The organism is Pseudomonas sp. CC6-YY-74 (assembly GCF_002025205.1).
GTDB classification, from domain to species: Bacteria; Pseudomonadota; Gammaproteobacteria; order Pseudomonadales; family Pseudomonadaceae; genus Aquipseudomonas; species Aquipseudomonas paeninsulae.
Genome location: NZ_CP019947.1, coordinates 1,769,469 through 1,789,833 on the forward strand (window position 1 = coordinate 1,769,469; position 20,365 = coordinate 1,789,833).

The 20,365-nt window shown below is 51.6% G+C and carries 15 protein-coding genes; all 15 read right to left on the bottom strand.

Translation table 11 applies throughout. The features are described from left to right. Positions 1-153: 153 nt before the first annotated feature. Positions 154-2,160 carry a nucleoside-diphosphate sugar epimerase/dehydratase gene (locus tag B2D37_RS08210; RefSeq protein WP_079202242.1) on the bottom strand — a complete coding sequence of 669 codons (2,007 nt, stop codon included), beginning with the start codon at positions 2,158-2,160 and terminating at the stop codon, positions 154-156. A 248-nt stretch (positions 2,161-2,408) separates the two neighbouring features. Next, positions 2,409-3,005 (bottom strand): acetyltransferase, encoded by a 597-nt coding sequence (locus B2D37_RS08215; RefSeq protein ID WP_079202243.1) that lies wholly within the window; start codon positions 3,003-3,005, stop codon positions 2,409-2,411. After that, entirely contained in the window at positions 3,002-4,036 is a 1,035-nt protein-coding gene (locus tag B2D37_RS08220) for a glycosyltransferase family 4 protein (protein ID WP_079202244.1), read from the bottom strand. The genes B2D37_RS08215 and B2D37_RS08220 overlap by 4 nt, the downstream gene beginning before the upstream one ends. Next, entirely contained in the window at positions 4,033-4,977 is a 945-nt protein-coding gene (locus B2D37_RS08225) for a UDP-glucose 4-epimerase family protein (RefSeq protein WP_371915447.1), read from the bottom strand. The genes B2D37_RS08220 and B2D37_RS08225 overlap by 4 nt, the downstream gene beginning before the upstream one ends. Positions 4,978-4,997: 20 nt before the next feature. Continuing rightward, positions 4,998-6,137 (bottom strand): glycosyltransferase family 4 protein, encoded by a 1,140-nt coding sequence (locus tag B2D37_RS08230; RefSeq protein ID WP_079202246.1) that lies wholly within the window; start codon positions 6,135-6,137, stop codon positions 4,998-5,000. Positions 6,138-6,216: 79 nt separating this feature from the next. Then, entirely contained in the window at positions 6,217-8,418 is a 2,202-nt protein-coding gene (locus B2D37_RS08235; RefSeq protein WP_079202247.1) for a lysylphosphatidylglycerol synthase domain-containing protein, read from the bottom strand. Between the two features lie 135 nt (positions 8,419-8,553). Then, positions 8,554-10,515 carry an asparagine synthase (glutamine-hydrolyzing) gene (gene asnB / locus B2D37_RS08240; protein ID WP_079202248.1) on the bottom strand — a complete coding sequence of 654 codons (1,962 nt, stop codon included), beginning with the start codon at positions 10,513-10,515 and terminating at the stop codon, positions 8,554-8,556. A gap of 285 nt (positions 10,516-10,800) precedes the next feature. Beyond that, the gene (locus tag B2D37_RS08245; RefSeq protein WP_079202249.1) at positions 10,801-11,967 is read right to left on the bottom strand and encodes a glycosyltransferase; all 1,167 of its coding nucleotides are present in this window, start codon (positions 11,965-11,967) and stop codon (positions 10,801-10,803) included. Continuing rightward, positions 11,967-12,950: a bifunctional 2-polyprenyl-6-hydroxyphenol methylase/3-demethylubiquinol 3-O-methyltransferase UbiG gene (locus B2D37_RS08250; RefSeq protein ID WP_079202250.1), complete on the bottom strand. Its 984-nt coding sequence runs from the start codon at positions 12,948-12,950 to the stop codon at positions 11,967-11,969. Before B2D37_RS08250 ends, B2D37_RS08245 begins: the two co-directional genes overlap by 1 nt. 10 nt (positions 12,951-12,960) lie before the next feature. Continuing rightward, on the bottom strand, positions 12,961-14,262 hold the full coding sequence (locus B2D37_RS08255) for a lipid II flippase MurJ (protein WP_079202251.1): 1,302 nt from the start codon (positions 14,260-14,262) through the stop codon (positions 12,961-12,963). Positions 14,263-14,508: 246 nt separating this feature from the next. Next, positions 14,509-15,543 carry an NAD-dependent epimerase/dehydratase family protein gene (locus B2D37_RS08260; RefSeq protein ID WP_079202252.1) on the bottom strand — a complete coding sequence of 345 codons (1,035 nt, stop codon included), beginning with the start codon at positions 15,541-15,543 and terminating at the stop codon, positions 14,509-14,511. Between the two features lie 121 nt (positions 15,544-15,664). Further along, positions 15,665-16,942, bottom strand: a complete 1,278-nt coding sequence (tviB, locus tag B2D37_RS08265; RefSeq protein WP_079202253.1) for a Vi polysaccharide biosynthesis UDP-N-acetylglucosamine C-6 dehydrogenase TviB — start codon at positions 16,940-16,942, stop codon at positions 15,665-15,667. A gap of 271 nt (positions 16,943-17,213) precedes the next feature. Further along, positions 17,214-17,735 (bottom strand): transcription/translation regulatory transformer protein RfaH, encoded by a 522-nt coding sequence (rfaH, locus tag B2D37_RS08270; RefSeq protein ID WP_177345197.1) that lies wholly within the window; start codon positions 17,733-17,735, stop codon positions 17,214-17,216. A gap of 321 nt (positions 17,736-18,056) precedes the next feature. Further along, positions 18,057-19,589: an MBL fold metallo-hydrolase RNA specificity domain-containing protein gene (locus B2D37_RS08275; protein WP_079202254.1), complete on the bottom strand. Its 1,533-nt coding sequence runs from the start codon at positions 19,587-19,589 to the stop codon at positions 18,057-18,059. Between the two features lie 209 nt (positions 19,590-19,798). Continuing rightward, positions 19,799-20,326: a GNVR domain-containing protein gene (locus B2D37_RS08280; protein WP_079202255.1), complete on the bottom strand. Its 528-nt coding sequence runs from the start codon at positions 20,324-20,326 to the stop codon at positions 19,799-19,801. Positions 20,327-20,365: the final 39 nt, after the last annotated feature.

Here is a 20,365-nt window from a genome sequence, read left to right on the forward strand (position 1 = left end):
CTCCGAGGCCGCCCTACGAAGTAGGGCGGCGGATGTTGCTGGTGGGGCAAGGGCCATACGTCTCGCGTCTACTCCGCGGCTGATTCAACTACCGAAGGCAATTACGCCGAGATCAGCCTTCCTGCAAAAGCAGCAGTACCGACAAACTTCTCCCTAAGGCTCAACCCGCCGTTGCAGGTGTATCCAATCGACGATCTCACCTTCAGGTGCATAACCGCTTACGGTTTCACGCAGCAGTTGGCGCACGCGGTCGTAGTCGTCGCGCTCAACCGCATTGAGCAGATCGGCCAAAACTTTCTTGAAGACCTCCCAAGACAGGCATTCTTCGTTAGCACGCATGATCATCGGGTGATCGGTCGGGCTGACGTTATCGCCGATGAGCAATTCCTCGTACAGCTTCTCGCCAGGACGCAAGCCGGTGAAGTCGATGGAAATATCACCGTGCGGGTTTTTTTCCGAACGCACACTGAGACCACTGAAATGGATCAACTTCTCCGCCAACTCGACGATCCTCACCGGCTGGCCCATATCCAACACGAACACATCTCCGCCCTGCCCCATGGCACCGGCCTGAATCACCAACTGCGCGGCCTCGGGAATGGTCATGAAATAACGGGTGATATTCGGATGGGTCACCGTTACCGGTCCGCCCTTACGAATCTGCTCGTAAAAGCGCGGAATCACCGAGCCGGAAGACCCCAGTACATTGCCAAAACGCACCATAGTGAAACGGGTCTTGTTGACCCGGTGCACATCATCGCCATCTCTAAATAGTACCGGAGCGGGTTCCCCGCTCAACGCTTGCAAGACCATCTCGGCCAGGCGCTTGGTGCTGCCCATCACATTAGTAGGGCGAACGGCCTTATCGGTGGAAATCAACACGAAGTGCTCAACCCCGGCCTTCAACGCTGCCTGGGCCGTAAAGGTGGAGCCCAATACGTTGTTCAGCACGCCCTCGGCGATATTATGCTCGACCATAGGCACATGCTTATACGCAGCGGCGTGATACACCGTATTCACAGTCCAGGTGCGCATCACATCGAACAGACGCTCGGCATTACGAATCGAGCCAAGGATCGGCACCAGGCGCACAGGCAGTGACTCGCGACGAATACGCTGCTCCAGCTCGCTGTGAATGCTGTAAAGATTGAATTCGCTGTGCTCGAACAACAACAAGGTCGTCGGCCCGGTGGCTATGATCTGTCGGCACAACTCCGAGCCGATAGAACCTCCCGCTCCAGTGACCATCACCACCTGACCGCGAATACAGCGCTCGAACAAAGCCTGCTGCGGCGGCACCGCATCACGCCCTAGCAAGTCGGCGATGTCCACTTCCTGTACATCATCGACCTTGACCCGACCGCTGGCCAAATCCATAAACCCGGGGATACTGCGCACATGCAGCGGGTACTGCTCGAGCAGTTCCAGAATCTCGCGACGCCGAATCCGACTGGCGGAAGGGATCGCCAGCAGTATCTCATCGGCGCCCGTTTCATCGAGCAACTGCTGGATATGCCGGGAGGTGTAGACCCGCAGCCCGGCGATTACCCGATTGGAGATATTGGCGTCATCGTCGATAAACGCCACAGGGCGCATCCCCCGACCCAGCCTCAACGCTGCAACCAGCTGATTGCCAGCCGCGCCAGCGCCATATATCGCCACCTTCGGCAAACCGGCGTCACGGCCCTTGAGTCGGGTCGGCTGGTCTGGTGAGTACCAATCGCCCATAAAGTACTGGCGCATAACAAGTCGCAGCCCACCAATCAGCAGCAGGCTCAACCACCAGTAGTTGATGACCATCGATCGAGGAATCAGCTTGGGCGCTCCCTGATACCAGTACACCGCCAGTGCCAGAATCAAAGCAGAGAGCGTGACCGCCTTGACAATGGCCAACAACGCATCGTTACCGAAATAACGCATCACCGCCCGGTACATACCAAAGCGCACAAATAGGGGAATAGCTATCAGCGGAACGGCGGCAAACAGCCAAGCATGCCCACCCAATGGCTCAACAAAAAGAGGATTTCCAAGCCGCACATAAAAAGCCAGCCACAGCGCTGCCCAGACCAACACTACATCCACGCTGACCTGAATCAGTCGTTTATAACGTCGTGGCAGCTTGACCAGACGGCTGCGCAGCTTTTCGGCAAGTCTTAACACAACAACACCTCAATCCTTGGAGCATGACACCAGCGAGGCAACACCCTCCGCCGGGTAAAAACATGACTATATGATGGAAAAACCCAACAGCGAATACACGCCACCTACAAATGCAAATCGCATAGCCGTCCCCTTGCAGGAGCTGCTTCAGCGGCGATGGCGGACAACGTCCGCCCAAACCATAAGCAGCACCAGGTACCTGCAGCCATCCACACAACTACCTGATCCGCCACCAGCTAACCCACTAGCTATACACCAACCAACACATCAGCCCGCAATACCGTTCCTGGCGCACATACCACCCCGTCTGCAACCACAACCCGGTAACCCGCGCTACACCTTGGCTGCAGCCAGGCCCGAGCGCCAATCTTCACGCCACCGGCCAGCTGGACACCGACGCCAAGATGGGCAAAATCCCCAAGGCTGGCATCATGATCGACCGTCGCATGGGCATTAACGATAGCGGCCTTGCCAATCGTCGCGTCGACCCCGACCATCGCCAGCGCCATGATCGCCGTGCCCACACCAATGATTGCGGCAGGACTCACACAAGCCCGAGGATGTACCACCGTTACCAGAGGCAGCCCGGCGGCATGAATGGCCTTGACCCACTGTTCGCGCGCCGCATTATTGCCAACTGCAGCAATCGCACCCGCCACCTGGATCTCCAGCGCAGCCAACCCTGCCAGATCAGTTACAACCGGCCAGCCAAAACTCGCTCGCAGCTCAGGCCAACGGTCATCGACAAAAGCGATCCGCTGCCATTCGCCACTCAGCAGCGCGGCTTCTGCAACCGCCTTACCGTGTCCGCCGGCCCCGATGATGACTAACGTCCGCTCGCTCATGCCCGCGGCTCCAGTTCACCGGCATGGTATTTCACCGCCAGGCCCAGCAACGGCACATACGCGATCAACAGCCCCAGCAAGCCATCTACCCCGCCAAGACCGACCCACAACGCAATAGGTAACAGCCAGAGAAGATTGATGCCACCCACAATAAGGGTCACCGGCAAATGCCGACCGAATCGGCGCGAGGCGTACTGGTAAGCATGGCTGCGATGAGCCTCATACACCTTGTCGCCCCGCAACAGGCGGCGTAGCAAGGTGAAGGTAGCATCGACGATAAATACACCGAGCAGAATCAACCAACTCCACAACAACTGTGGCGCCACCCAGGCCGCTTGGAGAGACAATACGCCCAGGGTTATCCCGAGAAAACCACTGCCCGCATCGCCCATAAAGATCCGTGCTGGCGGAAAGTTCCAGAACAGAAAACCCGCAACCGCAGCCGCCAGTAACATCGGCATAACCCAAATCGTAAGTTGAGCTGAGCCAGCGAAGCCCAACAACGCATACAGCAACGCACCACCCAAACACACACAAATGGCCTCGACACTGGCAATGCCATCGATGCCGTCCATGAAGTTATAGAGGTTGAGCAGCCACACTAGATACAGCGCTGCCAGCACATGGCCGAACCAAGCCAAATCCAGGCTAAAACCGAAGAAGATCAGTGGTGGCAAACCACCCAGCCAGGACAGCGCCCAGATAGCCGCAGCAAAATGGCCCAGTAAGCGCCAACGCGCAGCGATATGCCCGTGATCATCGAGAAATCCCAACACGGCAATACCGGCACCGGCGCCCAACAACGCCCAGGCCAAAGGCCAAGCAACCAAGCCCATGCCGGCCATCAACGGCAAGGCCAGCAAAAAGCTCACGACAATCGCCACGCCACCGCCCCGCGGCGTCGGCACCGAGTGCGAGCTACGCGCATTGGGAATATCCATCAGGCTGCGGGTCAGGGCGTAACGACGCAACGCGCCAGTCATCAAAAGCGAAACGCCGGCAACCACCGGCAATAACCACCAGATACTCATTTGGCTTGCTGTTCCAGAAAATGTTTGGCCGTCTTGCGCAGCGCCTCATCGACGCAAACCGGCGGTGTCCAGTTGAGTAACTCGCGTGTCTTGCTAATGTCGACTTGTAGCGAGCCACACAGCCGCTGGGAGAGCGCTTTCTTTCCGAGCACCGCTGCCCCAACCTCCAGCATCCGACTCGGCACCGGCAATAGTCGGGCTGGCTTACCCAAGGCAAGGCCCATTTTGCGCAATAACTCAGTCGTCGAAAGATCCTCGCCATCGCTGACCAGAAAGGTCTGGTTGGCGGCGGCGGGATGATCAATACAGGTCACAATCAGATCAACTAGGTTGTCCAGAGCGACCAGGCTGCGACGGTTATGGATAGCCCCAAACGGCAAAGGCACGCCCTTATTTAACCAACGCATCATGCTCAAGAAATTGGCTTTTACACCCGGCCCATAGACCAGCGTCGGACGGATAATCACCACTTCCATCGCGGTTTCGACAGCGAGCGCACGCAAGCCCTGCTCGGCTTCCATCTTGGAGATGCCATAGGGGTCTACAGGGGCCGGCTGGGCATCGGCGAGGTAAGGCGCACCGACTGGCGTACCCTCACCGTTTACCTTGATTGAGCTGATAAAGATAAAGCGGCGTACACCCGCTGCTGCGGCCTGACGAGCTAGGTTTAATGTTCCCTCGACGTTCACCTGACGGAACTCGACAAGCGGGTCGGAAGAATCATCGCTCATCATATGAACGCGAGCGGCAGAATGGATCACAACATTCTGGCCTCTAACAGCCAACCGCCAATCCGTACTGCTGTTGATATCACCTACAACCACACAAGGTTGGAAAGCAAAAGTTTGATCAACTCGATAAGCGCCCAAACTACAGAGGTGGGACATTCGACCCAGCCTCACCAGCACGTTACTACCCACAAAGCCAGTAGCGCCAGTCACTAAAATAGATGCTGGATGATTCAATGCATCCTTCCTGTTGGGGGTGCCAACTCCTGATAAATACTCAAATGCGCATCCACAATTTTCTCAATCGCAAACTCACGCTCAGCCAATACTCGACCTGCGGCCCCCATCGACTGCCTTAAAGCGGGCGACTCTATTAAACGCTGCAGAGCACCGGCCAAAGCCTCTACATTATTCACCGGCACTAGCAGCCCAGTTATATCCTGCTCAATCGCGTCCCGACAACCCGGTACATCGGTAGTGACTACAGGCCTACCACAAGCGGCCGCCTCAACCAGACTTTTAGGCAAGCCTTCACGATAAGAGGGTAAACACACGATAGAGGCAGCTGAATACTGTTGGGCAATATCACTGCGATAACCCAACACCTCAACAATTCCTTCAGTCGCCCAAGCATCTAGTTGACTCTGCTCAATTGATGATGGATTACCTGGATCAGGTGCGCCAATCAGTCTGAAGCAGCCCTCAATACCGCGCTGACGTAACAGACGTACAGCCTCAACATATTCATAAACACCCTTGTCACGCAACAGTCGAGCGGCCATAACAACTACTGGCACTCCCTCCGGCTCAAGCAAGTAAGGGTAATTATCTAGCTCAACTCCCGAACCACGAATAAGCCGTGACTGATCGAGAGAGAGCGCATCGATATTAAGCAATACCTGACGATCATCGGGGTTCTGGAAAATAACCGTCAGGTTCTTCTGTTTGAACGCCTGGCGATATAAAAACGAAATAAATGCTTTGCGTAACCCTGCCAAGCCTGACTGGCTCAAAAAGACAGTACCCAGTCCTGAAACCGCAGCCACCACTCCGTCGACACCGGTAAAGCGCGCGATCAAGCCGCCATACAACACCGGCTTAATGGTAACCAGATGCGCAATTTGTGGCCGAATTTTTTGAAAAATCCGAAACATTCTCACAATTGACAACAACTCTTTAAACGGATTTTGACCGCTTCTGGCTATATCAATTACATGATGCTCAAAACCAAGCTGGTTGAACTTCTCCACCCCTGCGCCATGCGCTGATGCTATATACACCTTAAAACCTGATTTACTCGCCGAAATCGCAAGGGGGAGACGATGGGATAGAAAGAACTCTGGAGTATTGACAACAAACAATAATTTTTTCATTAACGATTTTCCCCCAAAAACACCTGAAACACCGACATACGCCACAAAAGGTACAACCAGTTGCGCCCAACATACAGGATCACGCCAAACCCTTGCGCACACCGGGCAGTGCTATTAGCCCACCAAGCGCAAGCCAAAACATTCGTTGATAAAAAACCTCATGAAACATGCTCATCACTGCAAACATCAATAAAAGCAAAATCAACGCATTAGAAACGACTCTAATTTTACAATCCCAAATCGCGTATTTTAAAATAAACAAAAATGGGCTTAGGAAAACAATAAAACCAAAAAGACCAAACTCAGCAAGCAACCACAAAGAGGTATTATGCACTACAACACTAAAACCCATAAGACTCAAACTATTAAAATAAAACGCGCCTAAACCAGCCCCGAAAAATGGATTATCACGCCACATAACGAAAGATTCTACAATCAGTCCCCATCTAGCCAAATCGCTTGATTCACTTGAGATTGGCATACTAACTGCAGGCACAGAAGAACCAACTGCAGACACAGAAGAACCTACTGCAAAGAAGGAAAAACAAGATGGAACCAATACATTAAAAAAATAAACACCATACTGCGCAGTTATAAAAATAAGAAATCCAAAAATCACAACTTTGGCTAAAAAATAGCGCCTGACCATTCCAGAAAAAAATGAAACCGCAAGAACTATAAACATAGTTAGAACTGCAGACCGTGAAGCCGTTATTAAAACCGCGGCGATCATAACAGCTACAGAAAGACTAAAAATGTCTACGCGATTAAACTTTACTGGCAGCCTTGCATACCAGGAGTCAAACGCCAAAGCCAAACACAGGACCACAAGAACCTGAAAGGCTAGGGCATTTCGATTACCGGAGTACGCTTCAAGAATATAATGGAAATTATCAAACTGCATAACTCCATTAACAAACAGAACCCACATAACTATATTAACCACTAATATTACCGCAACAGCGATAACCATCAATTGCAACAGCTTAAAAAAACCCACCAACTTGAAATATTTTACAACTAAGTAACCGGAAAATAAATACCCCAACAAAACCAACCATCCAATCAACTTCCCCGAGGCCCAACCCGTGCTGCCAAATGAAAAAACACCTAGGCCATACGAAAATATAAAAGTTAGTGTTATCAATAAAAGACAAACGTTAAAATTCGGGAGCCTCCACTTAGGCAATTCACGTTTAATAGTTACATCCAACAAAACTATAGAAAAAATCAAAATAGCAAATGGATCTGCCAGATTCACATTTAAATACCCGGCGCCTACTTGAACGTGAAGCTGAAAAAAAACTAGAACGCCTACCATAAGCGTTAATATCCAGACTGCAGTATCCTCGATATTGATCACACCAGAGTTACAGCTAGATTTTTTATCCAAATCAATCTCTGAGAGCTTACTTTTAATGAACAACAATGGAAATAATATCAAAACCGCTGCTGTTGATATCAACCCCAACAGAATAGATGCTGCCAATGCACTTGCCGAAGTACCCCCAAGAACAGAAAGAACGTATACCGAAGAAACCTCCCTTAACCCCCAGCCACCAAAACTAACAGGGAGCCCTGCTAAAAACGAAACAACAGCTGCTGCAGACAACACACTGAGGAAACCTACTTCCGGCAGAACGGAACTAAAAAGCATATAGAACGATGATAAAACAACCGCACTACTGAGTAATGTTATGAAATAAACCTCAATAGCATTCAAGCACGACCTCAAACTAAATAGCTTACGAAGCATCAATCTTTCAAAACGCCCGGCGGCCAAACTTAAATAAATAAAAATGGTGACCAGTACAATTAAAAAAATCTCTAGCAAAGGAATATTTTTAATATATTCATTTATAGTCGAAGAAAAAATATAAAAGCCGCCTAGAAGCGCAAGTAAACCACTCAAGCTTCCAACCACAAACCTTTCATAAGCAGCAATTGCGGCATTCTCGGCTGCCGAAATACCTGCTTTATCCAACATTACCTGCCTACCGGCAACCTGACCCACCAGCGGGATCATAAGCAAAGAAGCTATATTCCCCGAAACACTTGCTCTCACAACATCTGCAAATCTAATAAAGTAGCCGAAGTGCTGTAATATTCGCCAGTATCTAAAAATCACTACCAACGCATTAAATACAAACAAAAAAAAGACACCCGCAATAGTCGCTAGCGAAAAACCCACCAATGAGCTATAAAAGCCATTTAAATCCACAAAATTAAAGACAAGAAGGCATAGTAGCCCAGAAAACAGTGCAACCAAATACTTTTTCACAGAACACCTTTAATTGAAAGTATGATTAAATTTATCTAATATTATAAAAAAAACCTATTATTTTTCGCCCAACATAAAGACCTGACCATGGAAGGGTTTCTATTAAATTATTCTATAACTACGCCAGCCTGTCACTCAGCTTTCGGACTGCTCATCGAACCACGCCTGAAACATCAACACATCCCAGAGGTGATATTGCCAGTTGCGCTGCCCGCTCAGATGCTCGGCCCACTTCTGCCGAATTGGCGCCGGGTTGAAGAAGCCCTCGCGCTTGAGGCGTGTTTCGCTCAACAGGTTCTCTGCCCATTCTCGCAGCGGCCCGCGCAGCCAACTATCAATCGGCACGCCAAAGCCCATCTTGGGTCTCTCGATAAGCGCTTTGGGCACATGGCGATACAATACCTGCCGGAGCGCCCACTTGGCTTGCCCGTCGCGTAACTTCATAGATTGTGGAAGACTCCACGCAAACTCCACAACCCGATGATCGAGAAATGGCACGCGCGTTTCGAGCGAAACCCCCATTGCAGCTCGGTCCACTTTAGTCAAGATGTCATCAGGAAGATAGTTCAGCATATCCAGCGCCATCATACGCTGTACATCATCAAGCCCTTCAAGAGCCGGTAGATCACCAGTCAATAAGGTAGCCGGCTCATGCCCACCGATAACTATCGATGCAGGGTCATGCCAATGGGAAACCAAGCCAAGATACAAAGCATCGGCTGATTCGCTTGACAACACCTCCGCGCCCTTATGAAGTTTGTCCCCAACATTTGAAAGCCGGGCCGATCGCGGCACTAAGCTAGCTAAACCACCAGCCAGCTTATCCCATGATTGAGGCGAAATGCTGGTCAGCCACCTTGCCGCCAGTTTGCGCAAAGGCAGCGGCACAGTAGCCAACTTGCTCCAGAGATTTGCCGTCATCTGGTAGCGGTTGTAGCCACAAAACAGCTCATCGCCTGCATCGCCAGAGAGAGACACCGTGACATGCTGTCGGGCAAGTTGCGATACCAAAAAGGTAGGTATCTGCGAAGAGTCTGAAAAAGGCTCGTCGTACAAAGTGGGCAAACGCGGAATCACTGCAAGAGCCTGCTCAGCCGTAACATACAGCTCGGTATGGTCCGTTCCCAAATGTTTGGCCACCGCCTTGGCATGCACCGCCTCGTTATAACCCTCTTCGTTAAACCCAATGGTGAACGTTTGCACAGGTCGCGATGACTGCGCCTGCATCAGCGCAACTACCGTAGAAGAATCCACCCCACCCGACAGGAAAGCCCCCAACGGCACATCTGCCATCATCTGCTGGCGCACCGCATCTTTCAGTAAGGTCTCCAGATCATCTACTGCTTGAGTTGCGCTACCAGTAAAAATATTGGCAACGCCCTTTACTGCTACTTTAGCCCCAGACCAATAAGTCACTATTCTTGGTTCACGCTGTTTTAAGGAGATCGTTAGCAGACAACCTGGCCGCAGCTTTGAAATCCCCTTGTAAATTGAATAAGGCGCAGGGATGTAGTTATGGCGCATATATAGTGATAAAGCACCACGATCAATTTCACCACTCCAAACTGGGTGGGCTTTTAATGCTTTTAACTCAGAACCAAATAAAAAAGTGCCGTTCATCCAACCATAATAAAGCGGTTTTTCACCCAAACGATCACGTGCAAGCATAAGTGTGTTGGTTTGCCTATCCCACACCGCAAAGGCAAACATACCAATGGCGCGCTCAAGCGTCTTTTGAATACCCCACACATCGAAACCGGCTAAAAGTGTTTCGGTATCAGAATGTCCGCGCCAAGATACCCTGGCAGCAGTACGCTCAAGCTCGGCGCGCAAAGCGAGATGGTTGTAAATTTCGCCGTTGAACGCAATTACATACCGCTCTGATACAGAAAACATCGGCTGGTGTCCTGCCGGCGTCAAGTCCACTATAGAAAGACGCCGATGAGCCAACCCAATACCCGCGACCTCGTCTTGCCATATACCAAAATCATCTGGCCCGCGCGAAATTATTGTGTTCGCCATGAGTGCTAATGTCTTTGGCGCTTGCTCAGATTCGCACCAGTGCCCGTGTCCTAAATAACCTGTAAATCCACACATTAAACTTCAACCCTTTCAAAAAACTCACCGGTCATATGAATGGCCCCAACCGATAGCAGCGAAATCACAGTATATCGACAAAATAAAACACGCGGACTGGTGCTCCAATCCCCCAAAAAAACAAATGCAACAAGGAAAATAAACAATATAGAGGTCAAGAACAGAAATTGTCTATTCGGCGCCCTCAGACAAAGAGTTACTCCCCATACGCAGGCAAACAAGCTCTCCAAAAAAGCATGCCAGAGCGATTGCAGGAGCTGAACCGAGAGAATCTTTCTAACCACTTCAGCGCACCCCTGCCCCAGTCTCGTGGTACAACGCTTCATATGCGTCTATACAGGAAATCATCGAAAAGTGCTCCCCAGCTCGCCTCTTGCCTTTTTCACCCATTGAAGCTCTGTCATTGGCGAGTGAAATTTGCAACAAAGCATCGGCGAGCCGTTCCGGATTGTGGGCAGGGACGACATATCCCGTGACTCCATCAAGTACAGCTTCTGCGTTGCCGCCGACGTTAGTCACCACCATGGGCAGTCCAGCAGCCATGCATTCAAGCACTGCGTTGGAGAAGCCCTCTTCGTGAGAACAGAGCAGGCCCACATCGGCCAGCCGCAGGAAGCCTGGCACATCTGTCCGCGAGCCAAGAAAATGGATATTGGAACCGACACCGAGGGAATCGGCTTCTTGTTGAAGGTCAGCGCCAATGCCGTCGTCACGCCCAATGCAAAGCACCAACCAAGGCTCAGGAAGAGCTTTTTTTATTCTCGCCAAGGCTTTGATGAGGTCAGCATGACCCTTGTACGGAATTAGGTTTGCGACCAATACGAACACCAAAGCGTTCTCAGGCAAACCTGCCTTGGTACGGGCTGCGCCACGATCAAAAGGCGTATTGTATGGTGCAAGATCAATTCCGTTGTAAGTGAGCCGAAGACGCTGAGCGCTTATCCCTTCTGCAAATAACTCATTCACTACCGCATTTGAATTGCCACATACCAGCGTCATTCTAGGGTGCAGGTACCTCTCGACCCTTGCAAAAAAAGGGTGAGCAGCTTGATAGTTTCGCAAGCTTCTTCGACTCATGATTCGGGCAGGAACCCTAGCAAACAATGACGCCAGCCCACCAATGACGTATGCCGCAGGGAGGAAAAAGTGCACAACTGCTGGACGTCGAAGCCACAGCTTGCAGATGAGCGCGAACGATGTCACCACGAGCCCAACACGTGCGTGCAGTCGATCGTTTTTCAAGACACGAGACACCCATGCGGGAAGAGTGACTCCATGGATGGTCACTCCAGCATCGTTCAGGACATGCGTCAGCGGCCCACCAGGCATCAACACAAAAATCTCTGGCTCCCAGCCGCGCTCTTTGAGGCGCATGGCCACTTGAGCCACATGACGCTCTGCCCCCCCGACCTCAAGTGAGCCGATTATGTAGAGGATTCTCCGATTTAACATCAATTACCTTTTTTTGCCGAAAATGAGAGCGTTAATCCGAAACCTAATTTATCAAGCACTTTTTCAACTGGATAGGAAAGCAAACGGTCTAATCGGCTTACGTTCTTCACCATAAACGACTCTTTCCCGCGCCACTGACACCAAAATAAATCAGGATTTTTTATTTGTTTCCATTCCGACATGGCTTCAGTAGTGGAATAACCAAAAAGCCTCTTGCACATATAAACCAAACCACCATTTAGGCTTCCACCGAAAATCTCTTGGCCAGTATGAATACGAGCAATCTCAAGATCATAATCTCCGCATAATTTCTTCACTGAATTCTTCGTGAATATTGTCAAATGCCGAGGGTAGTCATCCGCCTGATAGAAACGTGACTGTATAGAGTTGAGATTTGTAACAACACCTATTATTAAACCACCTGGCTTGAGCAGCAGAGACGCTTTTTCTATAAACAATCTAGGCTCATATACATGTTCAAGGACCGCCCAATAAGTAATAACATCATATACACCTTCTTGGAATTTCATTTCTAAAAAATCCCCATAGCAAATGGGCATTTTTGCAGGGTTAGGTACAGATGAATCAAGTTCCACCCCCTCAACCACCCAACCACGCCCCTGCATATACCATAAAAATTCGCCCTTTTGAGCTCCAATATCAAGCAATCTACCTGGCTTTATATCGGCCAGCCACTTAGCTTTCTCTACAAGCTGAGTGCCGCGCTTATTGACAATAGATTCCCAACCTAGAGTATCGCCATCGCCTTCCCACGACCAATAAAATTCTTTAGGATAATATGCAGGAATATCTTCTTTAGCCGGACGAGGACTCAAATAGCCACAGCCACAGGTTAAACATCTATTTACTCGAAACACCTGATCCGTACAGGAAAATACATAATCCCTTGTATTAAATAACGACTTATATTTATCACCTTTACATACAGGACATAGAACTTCGACAGCGTGATGAGTCCTCATTTATAAATCCTTAAATTTTAAAATAGTTGTTATTTTTTACATTTAAAAAGCATACCCCTACCATCGCCACCAAAAAAGCGGATACCGATATTGAGGCTGGCAATGAAAGTTCTTGAAAAGAATATTTTGTCGCCCAGTAAAAAAACATCAAAGCAGACAGGCTCATACCCGCCATTATGGATATCAACTGCGGTCGTTTTTGCGCCTGCCATAATTTGGCAAAAACGTTGCCCACCATGGCAAAGGGCAAACCTAATGTCAGCAGCAACCAGTGTGAAGAAACACGCGCAGCGGCAGCGGCGTCAAAACGCCCGCCAAATAACCACTCAAGACTCACAGCGCCCAGCGCCCATACCATGAATACCCCAAATACACCAATGACTGCCGAAGCAAGCCCAGCCTTGACCAGAATACGTCTCACCGCTGCTACATCATTTTGGGCGACTAGGTCGGAAAAACGCGCAAGTATCACCGTGGAGCTGGCTATAACCAAGAGCTGTAAAGCAGAGGAATGCAAGCGATAGGCATATCCAAAAGCCGAAACGGCACCCTCGCCATACTTTGTAGCCCACAGCGGTGGCAATGACACCACAAGGTTAGAGAAAACAACCCCTGGTAGAATCCAGCCACCAAGCGAAAGCATTTCCCACCAAAGCTGCTTCGTTTTCTCCCAAGATGGAAGCTCATCAAAAAAAGCAAACCCCGTTGACTTTAACCCCCACAAGCAAATAGAAACCTGTAACGCTAGGCCAAGTACCGTGCCACCAATTAGATTGAGCAAGCCACCTTCGGGCCAAGCAGCCAGAAGAGATGCGCCGAGCAGGCCGTTGGCCACTGGAGCTGCTGCTGCAATTGCAAAACGATTGCGCATGGCTAAGAGGTAGCCACAAGAGTCGCCAATGAAGTTAAGCATCACTAACGTTGCAGCAAAGGGGAATGCAAAAGCTAGCGAGGTGCGAACCGAGGCGGGCGCAGAGGCCGCAAGCTCATCCAGCACGAAGGGTGAACCCAACACCAACACGAGGGAAACAACACCACCGAGCCCTGCCATACCCAGCAAAACAGAGCGCTCGAAGGCAGACACTTCCGCGTGGTTACCCGCAACGTTAAGCTTTGCTCGAACAGGGAAAAGACCAGTTTGCAAAACACCAGCCGCAACACCCGCAACCATAGTCGGCAAGATAATAGATAGACTGTATCCATCCATTTCTGGACCAACTCCAAAGATACGTGCCGTGAACCACAGCTTAAGGAATGCAGCCAGCTGCGACGCTATCGTGAGTATCGATATAATAGCTAGCTGCTTCCTCATGCAAACGACTTTATCGATATAAACTGAGGGCCAACTGGGCTTTCATAGCATAATTCTTTCATTTACTTAACCATGAGTTTTGATATAAAAGCCCACCGTTACTGCAAGCCATTCTCGAGTGTAGCGCGATGAATTATAGCCCAGAAGCCTTTAGCTTTTTTAGTACCACTCAAAGAGTGGGCACATCACCCAGGCGAAAACCGTGATCGGTTTCATTAAATTTATGGCAATATATAACCCAAACTACTATTTTTCGGCTGTAAAGAAAGAAATATACCAAGGCATTGCCTGACTAATACCATTATTGATATCAATTCTCGGATCATAGCCCAGCAAACGTTCTGCCTTGCCAACATTAGCCTGTGAGTGGCGCACATCGCCGGAACGAAAATCACGATATACCGGAGTCTTGGTATAACTTATGCCGTTGCTGGCTAGGCTTTTCTTGATGGCTGCAAACAGTTGATTAAGATCGGTGCGCCCACCTACTGCCACGTTGTATATCTGATTGCGCGCCGCCAGGTTGTCACTGGTCGCTGCCAATAAATTGGCCTGCACAGTGTTGTCGATAAAGCAGAAGTCGCGGCTGGTTTCGCCGTCGCCATTAATGAATACGTCCTCGCCGTTGATCAAGGCTGCGGTCCATTTAGGAATGACTGCAGCGTAGGCACCACTTGGGTCTTGGCGTTTACCAAATACGTTGAAATAGCGCAGACCAATCGTGTTGAAATCGTAGGTTTTGGCAAAAACGTCAGCATAGAGTTCATTGACGTACTTGGTCACGGCATACGGCGACAGCGGTTTTCCGATGACATCTTCTACCTTAGGTAAGCCTGGGTGATCACCATAGGTGGAGCTTGAAGCTGCGTAGGTGAAACTTTGCACCCCGGAATCGCGGGCCGCGACCAGCATGTTGAGAAAGCCGCTGATATTGGTGTCGTTGGTGGTGATCGGGTCAACAATAGAACGCGGAACAGAGCCCAGAGCGGCCTGGTGAAGAACATAATCAACACCTTTACAAGCCTCTTGGCAGGCGTGCAGATTACGAATGTCACCGTCAATAAAACAAAAGCGCTGCCACTGCTCTGCGGTAACGAGGGATTGCACCTCGTCGAGATTACGCTGGTGACCGGTGGCAAAGTTATCCAATCCAACCACACGCTGCCCGAGTTTGAGCAGGGTCTCCAGTAGGTTGGAGCCTATAAAGCCGGCTACTCCGGTGATCAGCCAAGTTTTCGGGGTGGTAGGTAGTTCTTGCAACAAAGATTCGTAGAGTGTCATGGGCTCAGTCTGCATTAGTGGAGCATGCTGGTATGTTCGCGGCTTTCATCAAGGAGGTCGATCGCCGCTGAGTGTCGGGCTTTATAATCCTGCCATCGCGAGTCACGCTTGCCACAGTATTTTACAGTCGAAGGTCGGACTCTTCAGCACTCAGCAGGTACTTGAGGTCATATAGCACGTGTTCGGCCTTACCGTGTTTACGAATGTTCTCGACCCCTAGGGCACGGAACTCATTGTGGGCTACAGCGAGAATGATGCCGTCGTAAGCATTGACCGCAGGTTCTGCAATAGGGGTAATGCCGTATTCATGCTGCGCCTCTTCAACGCTGACCCAGGGATCGTAGACATCGACCGCGATGTTGTAATCGGTGAGTTCACGAACAATATCTACAACCTTGGTGTTGCGCAGATCAGGACAGTTTTCCTTGAAGGTCAGGCCCATTACCAACACGCGGGCGCCATCGACATGGATGCGGCGCTTAAGCATGCCTTTGATCAGTTGCGACACCACATAGGCACCCATGCTGTCGTTAAGTCGACGGCCTGCCAAGATGATTTCCGGGTGGTAGCCAATACTTTCAGCCTTGTGCGTCAAGTAGTAGGGGTCTACGCCAATGCAGTGGCCGCCAACCAGGCCGGGGCGGAACGGCAGGAAGTTCCACTTGGTGCCCGCAGCCTCTAGTACCGCTTCGGTGTCGATGCCCATCCTGTTGAAGATCAGCGCTAATTCATTTATCAGGGCGATATTCAGGTCGCGCTGGGTGTTCTCGATGACCTTGGCTGCTTCCGCTACCTTAATACTGCTGGCCTTGTGCGTCCCCGCAGTGATGATTTGGCGGTATAGGGTATCGATCAGCTCGGCGATTGCCGGTGTGGAACCGGAAGTCACCTTCTTGATGGTGGTTACGCGGTGCTCTTTGTCCCCCGGATTGATGCGCTCGGGACTGTAGCCGGCGAAAAAGTCGACATTGAACTTGAGACCGGATACCTCCTCCAGTACCGGCACGCAATCTTCCTCCGTGGCACCGGGATAGACGGTCGACTCGTAGATGACGATGTCGCCCTTCTTTAGAGCCTTGCCGATGGTTTGCGAGGCCTTGATAAGAGGGGTGAGATCGGGCTTCTTGTGCGCATCGATAGGAGTCGGCACGGTAACAATGTATGTATTGCAGGCTTTCAGGTCGTCAATGTCGGCGCTGTATCTGAGGTGGACAGAGTGCGTCAACTCTTCGTCGCTGACTTCCAGGGTGGCGTCATGGCCAGCCTTGAGGGCGGCGATACGTTGCTGGTTGATGTCGAACCCTACCACGGAACGATGTTTGCCGAACTCCACCGCAAGCGGCAGCCCAACATAGCCAAGACCAATGATAGCGAGTTTGATGTCTTCCAAATTGAGCATGGAGGGTGTCCAAATAGTTGATTGTAAATACCGAATTATTTTTTTCAATTGGGACGCGGACTGAAAATGAAAATAAGCGATCAACAAATCAAAAACATCGCACCGACGGATTTCCTACAAGGGCGGGTGCTGCACGTGCCTGAATGTTGTTTGATCTCAGACACGCTACCGCCCCAGGATTTACCGTTGGTTTCCTGAGAACGTCGCAATCTGCAAATTTTACTGGCATTGCCAGGGTGAAACCTTGATCTCGGCCCATGCCGAGACTTATTCAATTCTTGACGATGCTCACCAACGGCATGCTGATCTGGTGTTGACGGTTGAGCATACTGAGCAGCAGGATCACGCGCTGCTCGCCGTCCATGGCCACGAAGATGGCATCCAGTTTGGCAAAGCCGCCTTCGGTGATGCGTACGCTATCGCCAGCTTCGAGGGCCGGTTTAACGGGTGCTGTCGTGTGTTGTTGCAGGTGTTCGATCAAGCTGTCATCAAGCCGCAGCGGCATGCCGCCGAAACCTACGATGCGACTGACCCCACGGGTCGAGCGCAGGGGTGCCCAGTTGGCATCGGTGGCCAGCTGAATGAATAGATAACCGGGGAACAGCGATTCGGTGATGGTTTGCCGACAGCCACGCACTATTCGCTCGCAGCTGTGCTGCGGCCGATAGCAGGTGTAGCCCTGGCGCAACAGGTTTTCTTCTGCACGCGCATCCTGGCGGGGCTTGCAATGCACGAGGTACCAGGCCGGGGCCGTACCTGCGATGCAAGGGGTAGTTGTGGCACTTACATTCATATGGGTATCAAGCCAATCGGCGCAGCATCTGCAGACCGACAGTTCACTCCTGTTTGCAGCTGGCTTGGATGGGCCGGGTGCTGGACCTGTTCCGAGCTAGCCTGCCGCTAGGATGGATAGGAAGGTTTATTGGCTGTTGAAGCCACATTTATATGTATCGCCAGGTGGTGGTTAGGTGGAGGCCTGTATAAATTCATTCTGCCCCCATGGTGGGAGGGCCTTGAAACGTAACCTCCTGTAGGTGCGGCTGAGCGGCGTTTCGTGTTAGCCGCGATGCTTCACCGCTAACAAGGGCTTCGCAGCTAAAGCCGACTCCTACAATCAAGCATCGCTATCACCACTGGGGATTAACAGCTCCACCTCACGCTGGGCCTGCCTATAGAGCGCCTTGAGGCGTTCGCCGAGCTCGCGCTTGGCGCTGGTTTCGCCATGAACGATGCGCACCTGGCTGGGCCAGTTGCGCATGCGTGTGACGAAGCCCAACAGACCTTTCTGATCCGCATGGGCCGAATAGCCTCCTATGGTATTGATTTTTGAGCCAATTTTGTAACGTTCCCCATCTAAATCCACGTAGCCACCACGCTCACCATACATCTGGATGGCTCGACCGGGCGTACCTTGCGCCTGGTAACCGATGAAGAGTACGTCGTGTCGAGGATCGTGGAGCATGGCTTTCAGGTAATTGACAATTCGACCGCTGCTGCACATACCGTTCCCTGCGATGACAATGGCCGGACGAGCGGTAGCTGTCAGGTGGCGCACCATGGCCAGATGGGCCTGATGGCTGTCGACGGTCAGCAGCTGCTCGAAACCCAGCGGGTTACGGCCTTGTTTTACACGCTGCAGCGCCTCGTTGTCCCAGAAGGGTTTCAGCTCGCGGTAGACCCGGGTGAAACGGCTGGCCAGGGGCGAGTCGAGGATGATCGGTAATGTCGGCCAGTCGATTTCGACTTTGCCGTCGCTGCCATCTTTCCCCCTCACCCCGGCCTTCCGCCCCGACGTGACAGGAAGCTTAAGAACGGCTCTGCTCCCTTGTCCCTTGCCACCGGCATTGAGTTTTTTGCTGTGGATGATGTCTTCCAGTTCGTAGAGCAATTCCTGGGTGCGACCGATGCTGAAGGCGGGGATCAGCACCGTGCCGTTGTTGGCCAGGGCTTGTTCGATGACGCTTTCCAGGCGCTGACGACGAGTGCGGCGGTCTTCGTGCAGACGGTCGCCGTAGGTGCTTTCGATTACCAGGATGTCGGCACGGTATGGCGCTTTGGGCGCCGGCAGCAACGGCGCATGCGGTGCACCTAGGTCGCCGGAGAAGACGATGCGCTTCTTCTCGCCGGACTCAGGGTAATGCAGATCGATCTCGACATAGGCCGAGCCGAGAATATGCCCAGCGCGCTGCAAACGGATACGACAGACCAGGCTCTCAGTGTCCTGCAGGGTGAACCAGGTCTTGTAGGGCAAGGCGATGATGCGCTGCTCGATCAACTTGATGTAACGCTCGACCTGCTTTTGATCACGACTGAAGCCAAGCTTGAAGGCATCTTCGAGCACGATGGGCAGCAGCTTGGCCGAGGGCTCGCTGCAGAGGATCGGGCCCTTGAAACCAGCAGCCAACAGATAGGGAATACGCCCGACATGATCGATGTGCACATGGGTAGCGACCAAGGCCTTGATCGTATCCATGGGAAACTCGATGGCCAAGCGGTCAGAAGCGGACTTGCCTTCGGCCGAGGTTTCCGCACCTTGGAACAAGCCGCAGTCGATCAGCAGACTGTGCTGGGCGTCCATCAGCAGTTGATGGCAGGAGCCGGTTACGCCGTCTTTGGCGCCATGGTGGAGGATGTCGGGGTAGTCCATGTGATTAATCTCTGTTAGTCCATTAACGATGGCCGGCAGATTAAGCCTTGCCGGTGCGGCCCATTGCTGCGGCCGAGGCCGCTTGTGAGTCCCAAGAACTTCGCGGCCGAAGCCGCTCCTACGCCCGCTCCTGCATACATGGCAGGTGCCGGTCACACCGTCTTTGGCGCTGTGAGGAGGATGTCCTCAGCTATCGCTTGCGGTAACGATCAGGCCTTGGTGGAGCGCTTTCTTAGCATCAGGCGAATCAACGCGATAAATACGCCGAGCATACCGCCCAGCACCACACCCAATGCCACTATCAGGGGTTTTTTCGGCTTGATGGGCTGATCCGGCACGTCGACATCTCCGTCTTGCCGGAAGACCGCGACATTGGTCGGATCAAGACTCACACCCGCGAATGACTGATATCGCGCTTCCAGGTTACGCAGCTCTGGGATGAACGGATCATCGGATGTACGCGCCAACAACACTTGCATTTCAGCGCGCAAAGCCTTGGCACCACGCATGTACATCAAGCTGCCATCCATAAAGGCGGAAAGCTCGCTGTCATTTGAAACTCGCCCGGTTATAACCGGAGGGTTATCTAGACCTATTGCCTCCGCAACCGTTAATGCCTCTTGCAATTGCTTGGTGCGGTCATCTTGGCGAGCTTTGGCGCTAGCACGCTCAGACTTGATTTGCTGTTCGATATTGCGAGCCTGCACCGCAAGTTCGCGCTCCGAATTCTGCAGCATTTCATCCAATGATCGCTCAGCCACCTAATCGATATATTG

Bases quoted from the DNA above. Each gene is read 5' to 3' on its own strand.
- B2D37_RS08255 (WP_079202251.1), bottom strand. From the start codon at position 14,262: ATGAGGAAGCAGCTAGCTATTATATCGATACTCACGATAGCGTCGCAG.
- asnB (WP_079202248.1), bottom strand. From the start codon at position 10,515: ATGTGTGGATTTACAGGTTATTTAGGACACGGGCACTGGTGCGAATCT.
- B2D37_RS08250 (WP_079202250.1), bottom strand. From the start codon at position 12,950: ATGAGGACTCATCACGCTGTCGAAGTTCTATGTCCTGTATGTAAAGGT.
- tviB (WP_079202253.1), bottom strand. From the start codon at position 16,942: ATGCTCAATTTGGAAGACATCAAACTCGCTATCATTGGTCTTGGCTAT.
- B2D37_RS08230 (WP_079202246.1), bottom strand. From the start codon at position 6,137: ATGAAAAAATTATTGTTTGTTGTCAATACTCCAGAGTTCTTTCTATCC.
- B2D37_RS08245 (WP_079202249.1), bottom strand. From the start codon at position 11,967: ATGTTAAATCGGAGAATCCTCTACATAATCGGCTCACTTGAGGTCGGG.
- B2D37_RS08215 (WP_079202243.1), bottom strand. From the start codon at position 3,005: ATGAGCGAGCGGACGTTAGTCATCATCGGGGCCGGCGGACACGGTAAG.
- B2D37_RS08220 (WP_079202244.1), bottom strand. From the start codon at position 4,036: ATGAGTATCTGGTGGTTATTGCCGGTGGTTGCCGGCGTTTCGCTTTTG.
- B2D37_RS08280 (WP_079202255.1), bottom strand. From the start codon at position 20,326: ATGCTGCAGAATTCGGAGCGCGAACTTGCGGTGCAGGCTCGCAATATC.
- rfaH (WP_177345197.1), bottom strand. From the start codon at position 17,735: ATGAATGTAAGTGCCACAACTACCCCTTGCATCGCAGGTACGGCCCCG.
- B2D37_RS08260 (WP_079202252.1), bottom strand. From the start codon at position 15,543: ATGACACTCTACGAATCTTTGTTGCAAGAACTACCTACCACCCCGAAA.
- B2D37_RS08275 (WP_079202254.1), bottom strand. From the start codon at position 19,589: ATGGACTACCCCGACATCCTCCACCATGGCGCCAAAGACGGCGTAACC.